Raw genomic sequence first — 13,979 nt, forward strand, 5'->3', positions numbered from 1 at the left:
CCACCGGGCAGTCCGGTCGAGCAGCATGCCCGGTGCGCGCCGGGTGCTCAGTGGACGACGTCCGATGAACTCCCCGACGACCTACGGGCGCGCAGCACGATCTCGTCGAGGCGCCGACGGTGGTGATTCTCCAGGGGCAGGCTCGCCTGGATCTCGACAATGAGGGCCGCGGCGACGTCCCGGATCTTGACGTTCTCCTGCTGAGACCGCCACCGGAGCACATCGAATGCGCGGTCGGCGTTGACTCCGTACACCAGCATGAGCATGCCCTTCGCCTGCTCTATCACCCCGCTGCTGTCGCGGAAGGCCCGCACCTGGTCGTCGACGCGCCGTTGCACCACGGCCAGTTCGGCGTCGGTCAGATCGAGATAGAAGCCCTCCGTGCCGATCGTCTCCCCGGTTGCGTCGGTGATGGAGTGGGCGATGACCGCGACCGGGCGGACCCGCCCCGACGTGTCGACGATGCGGTGGCGACTCGAGAACGGTGCGTGATCGGTGAGCATCTCGGCCAGCATCGCGTCGAAGTGGGCACGATCCTCGGGGTGCTTGTGGCGGCGCATGAGTTCGGTGGTCGGCTCCACCTCACCTGGTCCGTAGCCGTGCAGCGCGGCGACCTCATCGGACCACTCCCACTTCTCACCCTCGTAGAAGAAGCGGAAGTCGCCGATGCGTCGGATTCCCGACGGCATGCGGTCGGACGTCTTGTCCGGACGCCTCGCCGGGAGGGCGCCCCGTTCGTGGTCGGCGTCCTCGCAACGAGGGTCGTGGTCATCGTGCTGCACGCGGAGAATTCTATGACCGGCGAGGCCTCGAGGATGGATTTCGGCGGGCACCCGCGTTCGAGAGGGGGATCAGACCAGCGTCGCCAGTTCGCGGATCGTCTCGGCGTCGCGAGCGGTCACCATCAGCATCGTGACGCCGGCCGCCTCCCACTCCTTGATCTGGGCGCGCACCTCGTCGGCCGTGCCGACCAGCATCGTCTCGCGGACCATCTCGTCGGGCACGGCGGCCACCGCCTCGGCCTTCTTGCCGCCGAGGAACAGGCTCACGATCTCGTCGACCGCGTCCGAGTAGCCCATCCGCTTGTACAGCTCCGCGTGGAAGTTCTTCTCCTTCGCGCCCATTCCGCCGACGTACAACGCGGTCGACGGCCGGTATCGGTCGATGGCGGCGGCCACGTCGTCGGTGATCACCACCTGCACGGTCGCGGCCACCTCGAAGTCCTCCCGCGAGCGACGCGCACCCGGCCGTGCGAAACCCTCGTCGAGCCACGAGTTGTACTGGTCGGCGAGACCGAGACTGAAGAAGATGGCCAGCCACCCGTCGGCGATCTCCGCGGTCTGCGCGACGTTCTTCGGCCCTTCGGCGCCGAGCCAGATCGGCACGTCGGCGCGCAGCGGGTGGGTGATCGGTTTGAGCGGTTTGCCGAGTCCGGTCGCCCCGGGTGCGCCGGCCGGGTACGGCAGCGGATAGTGCGGACCCGCGCTGGTCACCTTGTCCTGCCGGGCCAGCACATCCCGCACGACACGCACGTATTCGCGCGTGCGCGCCAGCGGTTTTGCGAATGGTTCGCCGTACCAACCCTCCACCACCTGGGGACCCGACACCCCGAGTCCGATGATGTGCCGGCCACCGGAGAGGTGGTCGAGGGTGAGCGCGTGCATGGCGAGCGAGGTCGGCGGACGCGCCGACAATTGGGCCACCGCGGTGCCCAGCCGGACGCGCGAGGTCGCCGCGCCCCACCACGCGAGCGGGGTGTAGGCGTCGGAGCCCCACGACTCCGCGGTGAACACCGCGTCGAACCCGCACTCCTCCGCGGCCGCGATCAACGCCGGCGCGCCCGGAATCGGGTCGGCACCCCAGTACCCCAGTTGCAGACCGAGCTTCACCGGCACTCCCTTCTCACCCGGCCGCGCGTTCCCACGGCCTGACATGCACCTTGTGTCCAATACTAGAACGTGTTCTACTCGAGATGTGAGCATGAGCGTAACGTCTCCGGCCGCCCCGAATCCCGACACGCCACATCCCGTCGCCGAGGTGCCCGAGCCGAAGTCCCCGATCCTGACCGCTCCCCTGACCAACTCCTTCGACTACACACGGTCGCTGGGCCCGGTTCTGAGTCAGTTCGCGCTCGCGCTGCGCGACGGCCGGATCATCGGGTCCAAGGGCAGCGACGGCAAGGTGTCGGTGCCCCCGGTCGAGTTCGATCCCGTCACCGGCGCACAGTCCGCCGAGTTCGTCGAGGTGTCGACGGTCGGCACGGTGACCACCTGGACGTGGAACCCCGAGCCGACGCCGGGCCAGCCGCTGGACACGCCGTTCGCGTGGGCGCTGATCCGTCTCGACGGCGCGGACACCACACTGCTGCATGCGGTTTCGGCCGACTCACCCGACGCGTTGGCGACCGGCATGCGGGTTCACGCCGTGTTCGGCGCGGCACGCATCGGCCGGATCGACGACATCGCGTACTTCGCGCCCGGCGAGGAGCCCGCCACCGCTCCGGCCAACACCGCGGAGGCCCCCCGGGGCGCCGAGACGGGGCTCGTCGTCATCCCCACCCCGGTCAGCACCGAGATCACGCACTCGGCCAACGAAGAAGAATCCGTCTATCTCGAAGGACTGAAGGCGGGCAAGCTGATCGGCACGCGCATCGGTTCGGGAGTCGACGCCGGACGCGTCTACTTCCCACCTCGCGGGGTCAGTCCCGCCGACGGCTCGCCCGCGTCCGAACGTGTCGAGCTGGGCCACACCGGCATCGTCACCACGTTCTGCATCGTCAACGTGCCCTTCCAGGGCCAGCGGATCAAGCCACCCTACGTGGCGGCGTACGTACTCCTCGACGGCGCTGACATCCCGTTCCTGCACCTGATCCTGGACTGTGAGGCCTCCGAGGTCCGAATGGGTATGCGCGTCAAGGCCGTCTGGCTTCCCGAAGACGAGTGGGAGTATTCGATCGGCAACATCAGTCACTTCGCACCCACCGGAGAGCCCGACGCCGAGTACGACACCTACCGCGCCCACCTGTGATGAAGGACCACCTCTGATGACACTGCCACCGATCGCGATCATCGGCTTCGCACACAGCCCGAATGTCGCCGGTACCCACGGCACCACCAACGGTGTCGAGATGCTGATCCCCTGTTTCGACAAGCTCTACGCCGAACTCGGCATCGCCCGCACCGACATCGAGTTCTGGTGCAGCGGATCGTCGGATTACCTTGCCGGGCGCGCGTTCTCCTTCATCTCCGCGATCGACTCGATCGGCGCCATGCCGCCCATCAACGAGTCACATGTCGAGATGGACGGCGCGTGGGCTCTCTACGAGGCGTGGGTGAAGATCGCGACCGGCGAGGTCGACCTCGCCCTCGCCTACGGATTCGGCAAGGCCACCGCGGGCAACGCCGATCAGACCCTCACCCTGCAGACCGACCCGTACACCGTCGCCCCGCTGCACCCGGACGCGCGGTCGCTCGGCGCCCTCCAGGCACGTGCCGGCATCGACGCCGGCGTGTGGACCGAGGCCGACATGGCCGAGATCGGCGCGCGCACCTTCGGCGGTTCGGTCGACGAGCTGCTCGGCCGCGAGTACATCGCGAACCCGTTGCGGCAGCACGACATCGCGCCCTACACCGATGCCGCCGCCGCGGTCGTGATCGCGAGCGAGCGCAAGGCCCGTGAGCTTGTGGCCAATCCCGCGTTCGTCACCGGGTGGGACCACCGCATCGACACGCCCAACTTCGGGGCACGCGATCTCACGCTGTCGCCCTCGACGAAGGTCGCCGGCGACACCGCGTTCGGCGACCGCAGCCGGGCGGTCGACGTCGCGGAGATCAACGCGTCGTACACACATCAGGAGATCATCGTCCGCAACGCGCTCGGGTTGCCCGACTCGGTGCGGATCAACCCGTCCGGCGGCTCGCTGGCCGGCAACTCGCTGTTCTCCGCCGGTCTCCAGCGCATCGGGTACGCGGCGCACGAGATCCTCAGCGGGAACGCGGGCACCGCACTCGCCCACGCGTCGAGCGGGCCGCTGTTGCAGCAGAACATGGTGGTCACCCTGAGTGCCCAAACGAACTCGGGAGGCGAGAACTGATGGGACACAACAATCGAGCCGCGGTGCTGGGTACCGGACAGACGCGGTACGTCGCCAAGCGGTCCGATGTCACGATGGCCGGCATGGTCCGCGAGGCCATCGACGCCGCGCTCCTCGACTCCAAGGTCTCTCTCGACGACATCGACGCGATCGTCATCGGCAAGGCACCGGACCTCTTCGAGGGGTCGATGATGCCCGAGCTCGCGATGGCCGAGGCCATCGGCGCGGTCGGCAAACGACTCATCCGCGTGCACACCGCGGGTTCGGTCGGCGGCTCGACGGCCAACGTGGCGGCGTCGCTCATCTTCGCCGGAGTGCACAAACGGGTCCTGGCCGTCGCCTGGGAGAAGCAGTCGGAGTCCAACGCGATGTGGGCCCTGTCGATCCCGGTGCCGTTCACCAAACCGGTGGGCGCCGGCGCGGGCGGCTTCTTCGCCCCGCACGTGCGCGCCTACATCCGGCAGTCCGGAGCCCCCGAACACATCGGCGCGATGGTCGCGGCCAAGGACCGTCGCAACGGCGCGCTGAATCCGCTTGCGCACCTGCACCAGCCGGATCAGACCGTCGAGAAGGTCATGAGCTCGCAGATGCTGTGGGACCCGATCCGCTACGACGAGACCTGCCCGTCGTCGGACGGGGCGTGCGCGGTCGTCATCGGTGCCGAAGACGTCGCCGACGCGGCGATCGCCGCGGGCGATCCGGTGGCGTGGATTCATGCCACGGCGATGCGCACCGAGCCGCTGTCGTACGCGCACCGCAACGTCGTCAGCCCGCAGGCCGGTCGCGACGCCGCCGCCGCCCTGTGGAAGGCAGGCGGCATCAGCAATCCCCTCGAGGAGATCGACGCCGCCGAGATCTACGTGCCCTTCTCATGGTTCGAGCCGATGTGGCTGGAGAACCTCGGCTTCGTGGCCGAGGGCGAGGGCTGGAAGCTCACCGAATCCGGTGACACCGAGATCGGCGGGCGGCTCCCGCTCAACGCGTCCGGCGGTGTGTTGTCGTCGAACCCGATCGGGGCGTCGGGCATGATCCGGTTCGCCGAGGCGGCGATCCAGGTCATGGGCAAGGCCGGCGACCACCAGGTCGCGGACGCCCGCAAGGCCCTGGGCCACGCCTACGGCGGCGGTTCCCAGTACTTCTCCATGTGGCTCGTCGGCGCCGACAAACCCCTGCACTGACGCGGATTTCGTAGCATCCATGCGCGCCATGTGCGCATGAATGCTACGAAATTCGTTCGGGCACAGCGCAGGCGAGGCCGTCGGACATTCCGGTGGGCCGGACACCCAGAGACTGGTTGAGGCGCGCCCGCTGGTTCTCCCAGGCGACGGTCATGGCGAGTTCGACGATCTGGGTCTCCGACAGGTGCTCGCCCAGCTCACGACGCAGCTCGGCGAGGTCCTCCCCGACGGCCGGTGTGCGCGTCATCGCCTCGGCGTAACCGATGACGAGCTTCTCCAGGTCGGTGTAGGCCGTCGACTCCCGATAGCGCGGGAGGTCGCGGAGCTGCTGCTCGGTGATGCCCGCGCCGGACGCGACCGCCGACCCGATGTCGAGGCAGAACTCGCAGCTGACCATGCCTGCCGCCTTGAGTTCGGCGAGTTCCTTGAGCTTCGGGTCCATCCGGTTGGACAGCAGCATCGCGCTCTCCATCCCGGCGACCCCGCCGGCAAGCAGCGGCCGCCGTGCCAGATGGCCGACGAGCTCGGTGCGGTGGCGCCGTGCCCGTCGCATGGCGCGTACGTAATTTCGGATTCGATGCAGTGCTCTCATACCCGTCCTTCCTCATCCGGCCCTCGGCTGTAACGCCCGCCCAGGACGAAAGTGACCAGCAACACCAGCGCGGCCACACCGACCGCACCGTGCGCGACCGCACCCCAGGCGAACACGCCGATCTCGTGCACGCCGCGTCCACCCATGACCAGTCCGAGCGGCACGCCCACGATGACGGCGACGGGCAACCACCGCCGGCGCGTCGAGGCGACCGCGATCGCCGCACCCAGGGCGATGAACGCCAGTCCCCCGTCGATCATCGCGTGCCGGTTGTACGGCTCGCCCAGCGACGCCGAGATCCATTCCCCGGCAACCAAGTTCCCCATGCCATGGATGACCAGGACCGCGCCGAGCACGGCCGCGGCCACCTGCGACGCCGACCATCGTCGTCTCGGACGGGCCGAACGCCGGGACTCCAGGCCCCGATCGACCGCGGCGAAGGTCGACGGGGGCGGATCACGGCGTAAGCCGTCGGCGAGCAGTTCGAGTTCGGGTGTCCGGGCACCCGGCATCTCGCGCCCGTCGAGGACGGCCGCGATCCTGGCGTCGAGCAGTTCGGCCGCCGCGACCTCGGCAGGGTCGTACTGCTCGGACGCAGCCGGATCCTCTGGCGTCACCTCGGCATCACCTCCCTCAACTTCGCCACCCCGCGATAGACGAGCATCCGGGCGGCGGTTGCCGAGATCCCCATCGCGACCCCGATCTCCTCAGAGCTGAGTTCGGTGCCGAACCGCAGGGCCACGGCCTCGCGTTCGCGCGCGGTGAGCACCCACAGCCGGCTGCGCACGTCGTCGGCCGCCGCGGCGCGCAACATCGAGGTCTCGGGGTCGCCGTCGGGAGCGGACATCGCCGCGGCGTCCACGTCGACCTCGGCGACCGGCACCTCCCGGGACTGCCGCGCCCACCAGTCCGCGACGGCGTGCCGGGCTATCCCTATCAGCCAGGCGCCGACGGTGCCGCGCCGATCGTCGAATCGGTCCCAGGAGCGCATCGCCTTCACGAAGACCTCCGCGGTCACGTCGTCGGCATCGACATTCGCGGGCACGCGTGTTCGCACGTAGCGCCAGACCCCCGCCACGTGTTCGCGGTACACCGCGTCGAACTGATCGACCGCGCCCGACTTCGAGTCGTCCCCCCTTCGCCATCGACACCGTGGGCCGTCGGCGACGCCCCGGGCGTCATGGACCCTGCGATACATCTTCCGGCACGGGCGCCCGGCTGTAACGGCGGATGCGCGAACTCGGGCGGCCTCCTCGGCTGGGCGCACAGACGACGGCGGGCGGGACAGGTGAGGAACCTGTCCCGCCCGCGTCGGACCGTGGTGCGACCCTCAGGCCTTGCGCACCGAGTTGATCGTCTTCTCTACCTCCCAGAAGGCACGCAATGCCGACAGCTTCCCGTCGGCGTCGGCGCGGTAGGTGAACACCCCCCGCGCCTCGGAGACGTGACCCGCGATATGGGTGACGATGCTGCCGATGTAGGCGACCTCGTTCCCGCAGATGATCTCCTCGTCGAAGCGGAAGTCGATGCTCTCGGTCGTGCCGATCGACTTGTCCCAGAACTCGGAGATCTGCTCGTGCCCACGGAATCCGACGCCATCCGGATCGAACATCGACGGCCCGACCGGGTCCTCGACCGTCGCGTCGGCCGCGAAGTTGTCGATCCAGGCCTGCTTGTCCCGCGATGCCACGAACTCACGCGAACGACGTCCCGCCACGACTGCGGGATGGTTCTCCCGGTCGATGCCGAGGTACGCCGGCGTCTCCCGCGGTGCGGTGTCTTCTGCCGCGGTCACTTGGTGCCGTAGTCGACGCGGAGTTCCTTGACCCCGTTGATCCAGCCGTGCCGCAGGCGTCGCGGCGCGGCGAGCTTGGTGATGTCGGGCACCAGGTCGGCGAGCGCGTTGAACATCAGGTTGATCTCCATCCGCGCCAGGTTCGCGCCGACGCAGAAGTGCGCACCGTTGCCGCCGAACCCGACGTGCGGGTTGGGGTCGCGCATGATGTTGAACGAGAACGGATCGTCGAAGACGTCCTCGTCGTAGTTGGCCGAACCGTAGAACATTCCGACGCGCTCGCCCTTGGCGATGTGGACGCCGCCGATCTGCGTGTCGCGCTTGGCCGTCCGCTGGAAGGCGTTGACCGGGGTCGCCCACCGGACGATCTCGTCGACCGCCGTCGCCGGACGATGCTTCTTGAACAGCTCCCACTGGTCGGGGTTGTCCAGGAACGCATTCATCCCGTGACTGATGGCGTTACGGGTGGTCTCGTTGCCCGCGACGGTCAGGAGGATGAAGAAGAACCCGAACTCGGTCTCGTCGAGCGACTGCCCGTCGATGTCGGCGTTCACCAGCGTGGTGACGATGTCCTCGCCGGGGTTCTTGCGCTTCTCCTCGGCCATCGTGTAGCCGTAGCCGAGGATCTCGGCGTTGGCCTGCTGGGGATCCGTGGTGTAGTCCGGATCGTCGGCGTTCATCATCGAGTTCGACCAGTCGAACAGCTTCTCCCGATCCGACTCCGGCACACCGAGCAGGTCGGCGATGGCCAGCAGCGGCAGGTCGACGGCGACGTCCTTGACGAAGTCGCCGCTGCCCTTTTCCGCGGCCCGGGTGACGATCTCACGGGCGGCGTCGTCGAGCTTCTCCTCGAGCGAGTGCACCGCGCGGGGCGTGAACAGCTTGGAGACCAGCTTGCGCAGACGCGTGTGCTCCGGCGGATCATGGTTGATCAGCAGGGCCTTGGTGATCTCGATCTGATCGGCGGTCATCTCGTCGTCGAAACGCATGATGACGCCGTTGGCGTTGGTTTCCCAGTCCTCGTTGTTCTTCGAGATCTCACGGACATGGGCGTGCTTGGAGATCACCCAGTAGCCGCCGTCGTGGAAACCACCGCCCTTGCCGGGCGCCTGGGCATTCCACCAGACCGGCGCGGTCTTGCGCAGTTGCGCGAACTCCTGCACGGGGATTCCCTGCTCGAGCAGGTCGGGGTTGGTGAAATCCCACCCCTCCTGCTCCATGAACGGGCACTTCGCGACTACGTCGGAAGGGCTCGTGCGCGCAGAATCCGCCGGGGTCGGCTCGCTGCCGATCGGGGCGCTCTGGGCCTGGGTCACGTCACACCACCTCGCTGTGAGATTTAGAACCTGTTTCAATCACATTCAAGCACACTGTGACCCATTCGACACCCCCGGATGAGAACTTGTTCTAGTTCTCTGGTCGCCCCATGGTCCCCACCTGCGACGTTGACTCGTGAACCGCGAGACATCTGTCCGCGTGCAGCAGGGACACGACCTCCGCGACAGCCGTCGGGCGATGGTTACAGAACACGTTGAGCCCCCACCATAGACGCAAACATAGAACGTGTTCTAGCTTGGATCTCAGCGGCCTCGACGTCCCGTCGACAGGCCAAGCTCCGTGGGCAACGGAGTTCACTGGGACTAACGAAGGAGTGGCCATGGGCGTTCCGGTCATCGTGGAGGCGGCGCGTACGCCGATCGGCAAGCGCGGCGGATGGCTGTCGGGGTTGCACGCCGAGGAATTGCTCGGCCTCACCCAGCGAGGTCTCCTCGAGAAGGCGGGCATCGACCCCGCGCTCGTCGAACAGGCGATCGGCGGCTGCGTGACCCAGGCGGGCGCTCAGGCCGGCAACATCACGCGCAAGGCGTGGTTGTCCGCGGGCCTCCCGGAGGCGACCGGAGCCACCACCATCGACGCCCAGTGCGGCTCGGCACAACAGGCCAATCACCTGATCGCCGGACTGATCGCCTCCGACGCGATCGACATCGGCGTCGCCTGCGGGGTGGAGACGATGTCCGTCGTCCCGCTCGGCGCGAATGTGGGTACGGGTGCCGGCCCGTACCACGCGGATTCGTGGGACATCGACATGCCCAACCAGTTCGAGGCCGCCGAGCGCATCGCCAAGCGCCGGGGCATCACGCGCGCCGACATCGACGCGCTCGGCGAGCGTAGTCAGCGCAATGCCCGCCAGGCGTGGGACGAGGGCCGTTTCGATCGCGAGGTCCTGAGCCTCAAGGCGCCCGAGCGCACCAAAGAGGGCGAGTTCACCGGGAACATCCTCGACGTGAGCCGCGATCAGGGCCTACGCGACACCACGCTCGAATCCCTGTCCGCGCTCAAACCCGTTCTCGAGGGCGGCATCCACACCGCGGGGACGTCGTCGCAGATCTCCGACGGCGCGGCCGCCGTGCTCATCATGGACGAGTCGAAGGCGCGCGAGCTGGGCCTCACGCCCCGCGCGCGCATCAGGGCACAGGCCCTGGTCGGCGCGGAACCGCATTTCCATCTCGACGGTCCGGTCCAGGCGACCGAGCGCGTCCTGGCGAAGTCGGGTATGTCGTTGTCCGACATCGACATCGTCGAGATCAACGAGGCGTTCGCCTCCGTGGTCCTCAGCTGGGCCCAGGTCCACGGCGCCGACCTGGACAAGGTGAATGTCAACGGTGGGGCCATCGCGCTGGGACATCCCGTGGGCAGCACCGGCTCTCGGCTGATCACCACGGCCCTGCACGAGCTGGAGCGCCGGGACGGTCAGACCGCGCTCGTCACGATGTGCGCTGGTGGCGCGATGGCCACCGGCACCATCATCGAGCGGATCTGATGCCGGCCTTCGATCCGGACAACAAGCCGGCACAACTGGATTCGCCCGTCGTCAGCAAGTTCATCAAGCTGGGATCGAAGGCGAACACCGCGCTGTACAAGGCCACCGGAGGCCGGATCGGGGGGACCTGGCGAGTCGGGGCGGGCCTGCGCAAGCCCGCCCCGGTGTGCCTGCTCACCACGATCGGCCGCAAGTCGGGCCAGCCGCGGACCGCACCGCTGATCTATCTGCGACGGGGTGAGTCGTTCGTGGTGGTGGCGTCGCAGGGCGGCTCGGCCAAGAATCCGGCCTGGTATCTGAATCTCTGCGACAACCCGCAGGTCACCATCCAGCTCGGCAAGAAGAAGTACGACCTCGTGGCGCGCACCGCCACCGATTCCGAACGCGCCGACCTGTGGCCCGATCTGGTCGACACCTATGCCGACTACGACACCTACGCCGCCTGGACGGAACGGACGATCCCGGTGGTCATCTGCGAGCCGGCCCGCTGAGGCAACAGGACCGCCGGGGGCCCGATCGTCAGGGTTGCCGCCGCACCCAGGTGACGGAGTCGCGGCCGGTCCAGTTCGCGAGCCGCTCGGTGGGTCCGGCCTCGGGGCGGGGTTCGACGACGGGCCCGAAGGGCACGGCGGGGTCGGTGCGGATCGCGGCCGGGATGAACTGTCGGGCCACCCCGAGGGTCGTCTCGGCGAGTTCGGCGTCGGCCTCGGCCGGCCGGCCGGTGGCGACCGCCAGATCCCAAGCGTGGACGAGGGTTTCGCTGACATAACCCCACAGGGCCCCGGCGCCCGGGACCTCACCCCAGGGCATCTGGACCATCACGGAGAGCTTGGTGTCATCCGACCATGAGTCGAGCGCCTGGTCGATGAGGGCCGCGTACGTCCGGGCGTCGTACTGCTCGGCGATCGACGCCATCGTGCGGATGTCGGCACCCTCGGCCAGCGCTGCGGCGCGATGCGCGACGGCGACGAGGTGCGCCGACAGGGTCCGGACGTCGAAGTCGTCGCAGGGCGTCGGCGAGTCGAGCTGGTCGTCGGACACTCCCTCGAGCAACTCCACGACCCAGGCGGTGGCGGTGCGGAACGCCGGCCGGGGATCGCCGAGGGCGGGTGTCGTCTCGGGAGCCGGTCCGGAGTTCGTGGTCGGTGCGTTCATGGCATGTCCTCTCGTGTCTTTCGGGTACGAGGACCAGTGAAGTCTCGATACACGACACCTTCTGTCATGTTTTTCCGGGAGAATCTCAACCGTGCGCGCCGAACGTCTCATCGCCCTGCTGATGCTGCTGAAGAAGCACGAGCGGGTGACGGCTGCCGAGCTGGCCGCCGAGCTCGGGGTCTCCGAGCGCACCGTGCTCCGCGACATCGATGCGCTGTCGCTGTCCGGCGTGCCGGTGTACGCCGAGCGCGGACGACACGGCGGGTTCGCGCTGTTACCGGGGTACCGCACCGACCTCACGGGGCTGACCGTCGACGAGGCGACGTCTCTCCTCGCCGGCACCGGACGGGTCGACTCCCCCGCGTTCGCCAGCGCCATGCGTAAGGTCACCGCGGCACTGCCCGAAGCGCACCGGAGCCAGGCCGTGCGGGCCGCGCAGCGGATCCTGGTCCGTCCGGAGGGTTTCGTCCGGGCCCCCGAAGTCCTCGACAACCTCCAAGCCGTGCAGATCGCCGTCTTCGAGGGCCGGCGGATTCGTGTTCGCTACCGGAGCCGGGGAGCCGACGCTGCGCGCGAGCACGTACTCGATCCGATCGGCCTGATCGTGGCGGGCGACACCTGGTACCTCGTCGCGGGGTCCCGACGCGGAGATGCGGCCGCGACGCCTTCCGAACGAATGTTCCGGCTCTCCCGGATGAGCGATGTGGACATCCTCGACGAGCCGGCTCATCGCTCCGACGAGGTCGACCTCGCCGAGATCTGGGAGCGGCACCGTGACGCCTTCCGGCGCTCCTTCGAACCGGTCGACGTCGTGATCGACTGCTCGGCCGACGAGGCCGAACGAATCGGATCGATCGCCTCGGCAACACATCTCGGTGAATCCGCGGACGGCCGGTGCCGTCTCGATCTCCGGTTCGCCGACCGCCGGCACGCGGTGCGCGCGCTCTGGTCGACGATGTTCGATCACGACTTCGTGGTGCGCGAGCCGGACTGGCTGCGGACCGCGCTGACGGCCCGTGCCCGCGCGGCGACCGGCGAGTGACGGCGTGCACGAGGCGTCACCTGCACCGAACGAATGAATCGCCTGGCGACACCTCGGGCCGTGTGGTCTGATTCACGGATGTTCGGGGTTCTCACTCCATGTCGGCACGCACTCGACGACGACCTGATGGACCAGTGGCGCTCCCACCTGTGCGGGGTCTGTCTCTCGCTGCGAGACAACCACGGTCAGTCGAGCAGGCTGACGGTCAACACCGACGCGGTGATGGTCTCGATTCTCACCGCCGCCCAGTCGACGAAGGAGTGCGCGTCCACCGAGGCCGGACGCTGCCCTCTGCGCGGAATGCGCACGGCGACGGTCGTGTCCGCCGACGAGCCGGGCGTGCGTCTCGCCACGACCGCCTCGCTCACCCTGGCCGCCGCGAAGGCCGCCGATGTCGGCAGCGAACAACATCACGCGCTCGCACCCCGGCGTCCGGTCCGCGCGAAACTCGCCGAATACGCCGGGGGCCACCTGCGTCGGCACGCCGCGGCCGACACCACGGTCGCCGGCCGCCTCGACATCGACGCCATGATGACGACCTTGTCCCGGCAGGCGGAGATCGAGTCGACGAGCGTCGTGCTCGACGACCTCACACAACCTTCGGCTGCCGCCGCCGCACAGGTCTTCGCCACCTCGGCGGTCCTGGCCGAGGTCCCGGGCAACCAGGAGCCGCTCCGCGACATCGGTGCCGACTTCGGCCGGATCGCGCATCTGCTGGACGCGGTCGACGACTACGCCTCCGACGCCGCCGAGGGGCGATTCAATCCGCTCCGGGCGACCGGCACGTCTCCGGAGACCGCGCTCGAGCAGTGTCGACGACTCGCTGCCGCGATCCGGGCGCGCTATGCCGACCTCTCCCTCGCCGACGACCGCTTGCTGCGCGTGGTTCTGCTCGACGGCCTGCGGCACGCCATTCACAAGCGCATGCATCCGCACGCCGACGCCATCTCCGTCACCGCCGACTCGCGCACCCAGTGGCCTCCGCACCGGCCCTTCGGATATCCCTCCGAGTGGCCCTATCCGCCGCCGTTCAAACCCAATCGTTCATTCGGCGAGCGGATTCTGCCGTTCATCGGCGTCTCCTGCTTCGGCAAGGCCTGCTGCACGGACCACTGGAATCACTTCACCGACAAGTACAAGGACGCGGTCTGCGACGACTGCGACTGCTGCGATTGTTGCGACTGCTGCGATTTGTGACCCGCCGGGCGGGCAGGTCAGTTGAGGAGCGAGCAATGCGCTCCCCCTGTGCTCCCTGAGGTGCGAGCGAAGCGAGCCACGAAGGGTCTGGCAACGTAGCTCACCA

General features: G+C 68.4%; 15 protein-coding genes. 7 read left to right on the forward strand and 8 right to left on the reverse strand.

The window, feature by feature from the left end; genetic code table 11:
• Window positions 1-47 precede the first annotated feature (47 nt).
• The gene (locus tag KTR9_RS20760; RefSeq protein ID WP_083888994.1) at window positions 48-782 is read right to left on the reverse strand and encodes a PAS and ANTAR domain-containing protein; all 735 of its coding nucleotides are present in this window, start codon (window positions 780-782) and stop codon (window positions 48-50) included.
• A gap of 69 nt (window positions 783-851) precedes the next feature.
• Entirely contained in the window at window positions 852-1,889 is a 1,038-nt protein-coding gene (locus KTR9_RS20765) for an LLM class F420-dependent oxidoreductase (RefSeq protein ID WP_014928759.1), read from the reverse strand.
• Between the two features lie 91 nt (window positions 1,890-1,980).
• On the opposite strand from KTR9_RS20765, the gene KTR9_RS20770 reads away from it, so the two are divergent.
• From KTR9_RS20770 to KTR9_RS20780, 3 genes are read left to right on the forward strand one after another with little or no spacing between them, the layout of a single operon-like run.
• Window positions 1,981-3,027 (forward strand): OB-fold nucleic acid binding domain-containing protein, encoded by a 1,047-nt coding sequence (locus tag KTR9_RS20770; RefSeq protein ID WP_044508160.1) that lies wholly within the window; start codon window positions 1,981-1,983, stop codon window positions 3,025-3,027.
• A 16-nt stretch (window positions 3,028-3,043) separates the two neighbouring features.
• Window positions 3,044-4,093 carry a thiolase domain-containing protein gene (locus KTR9_RS20775; RefSeq protein WP_014928760.1) on the forward strand — a complete coding sequence of 350 codons (1,050 nt, stop codon included), beginning with the start codon at window positions 3,044-3,046 and terminating at the stop codon, window positions 4,091-4,093.
• The gene (locus KTR9_RS20780; RefSeq protein ID WP_014928761.1) at window positions 4,093-5,271 is read left to right on the forward strand and encodes a thiolase domain-containing protein; all 1,179 of its coding nucleotides are present in this window, start codon (window positions 4,093-4,095) and stop codon (window positions 5,269-5,271) included. The genes KTR9_RS20775 and KTR9_RS20780 overlap by 1 nt, the downstream gene beginning before the upstream one ends.
• A 43-nt stretch (window positions 5,272-5,314) precedes the next feature.
• On the opposite strand, the gene KTR9_RS20785 is transcribed toward KTR9_RS20780, so the two are convergent.
• The 5 genes from KTR9_RS20785 to KTR9_RS20805 form a co-directional block, all read right to left on the reverse strand.
• A complete protein-coding gene (locus KTR9_RS20785; protein ID WP_014927990.1) occupies window positions 5,315-5,863 on the reverse strand; it encodes a carboxymuconolactone decarboxylase family protein in 549 nt (182 codons plus the stop codon).
• Complete coding sequence (locus KTR9_RS20790) at window positions 5,860-6,480, reverse strand: hypothetical protein (protein ID WP_044507204.1); 621 nt, start codon at window positions 6,478-6,480, stop codon at window positions 5,860-5,862. The genes KTR9_RS20785 and KTR9_RS20790 overlap by 4 nt, the downstream gene beginning before the upstream one ends.
• Window positions 6,477-6,956, reverse strand: coding sequence for an RNA polymerase sigma factor (locus KTR9_RS20795; protein ID WP_044508162.1), 480 nt, complete (start codon window positions 6,954-6,956; stop codon window positions 6,477-6,479). Before KTR9_RS20795 ends, KTR9_RS20790 begins: the two co-directional genes overlap by 4 nt.
• A gap of 237 nt (window positions 6,957-7,193) precedes the next feature.
• Window positions 7,194-7,658, reverse strand: a complete 465-nt coding sequence (locus KTR9_RS20800) for a nuclear transport factor 2 family protein (protein WP_010840655.1) — start codon at window positions 7,656-7,658, stop codon at window positions 7,194-7,196.
• Window positions 7,655-8,974, reverse strand: coding sequence for a cytochrome P450 (locus tag KTR9_RS20805; RefSeq protein WP_044507206.1), 1,320 nt, complete (start codon window positions 8,972-8,974; stop codon window positions 7,655-7,657). The genes KTR9_RS20800 and KTR9_RS20805 overlap by 4 nt, the downstream gene beginning before the upstream one ends.
• A gap of 341 nt (window positions 8,975-9,315) precedes the next feature.
• Between KTR9_RS20805 and KTR9_RS20810 the strand changes: the two genes are divergently transcribed.
• Window positions 9,316-10,479 (forward strand): steroid 3-ketoacyl-CoA thiolase, encoded by a 1,164-nt coding sequence (locus tag KTR9_RS20810; protein ID WP_014928762.1) that lies wholly within the window; start codon window positions 9,316-9,318, stop codon window positions 10,477-10,479.
• The gene (locus KTR9_RS20815; protein ID WP_014928763.1) at window positions 10,479-10,970 is read left to right on the forward strand and encodes a nitroreductase family deazaflavin-dependent oxidoreductase; all 492 of its coding nucleotides are present in this window, start codon (window positions 10,479-10,481) and stop codon (window positions 10,968-10,970) included. Before KTR9_RS20810 ends, KTR9_RS20815 begins: the two co-directional genes overlap by 1 nt.
• A gap of 28 nt (window positions 10,971-10,998) precedes the next feature.
• On the opposite strand, the gene KTR9_RS20820 is transcribed toward KTR9_RS20815, so the two are convergent.
• On the reverse strand, window positions 10,999-11,634 hold the full coding sequence (locus tag KTR9_RS20820; protein WP_014927993.1) for a TIGR03086 family metal-binding protein: 636 nt from the start codon (window positions 11,632-11,634) through the stop codon (window positions 10,999-11,001).
• Window positions 11,635-11,725: 91 nt separating this feature from the next.
• On the opposite strand from KTR9_RS20820, the gene KTR9_RS20825 reads away from it, so the two are divergent.
• Together KTR9_RS20825 and KTR9_RS20830 are read left to right on the forward strand one after the other, a co-directional pair.
• On the forward strand, window positions 11,726-12,676 hold the full coding sequence (locus KTR9_RS20825; RefSeq protein WP_044507208.1) for a helix-turn-helix transcriptional regulator: 951 nt from the start codon (window positions 11,726-11,728) through the stop codon (window positions 12,674-12,676).
• Between the two features lie 78 nt (window positions 12,677-12,754).
• Window positions 12,755-13,873, forward strand: a complete 1,119-nt coding sequence (locus KTR9_RS20830; protein ID WP_014927995.1) for a DUF5685 family protein — start codon at window positions 12,755-12,757, stop codon at window positions 13,871-13,873.
• The last annotated feature ends 106 nt before the right edge of the window (window positions 13,874-13,979 follow it).

The organism is Gordonia sp. KTR9 (genome assembly GCF_000143885.2).
In the GTDB taxonomy this organism is placed as follows: domain Bacteria; phylum Actinomycetota; class Actinomycetes; order Mycobacteriales; family Mycobacteriaceae; genus Gordonia.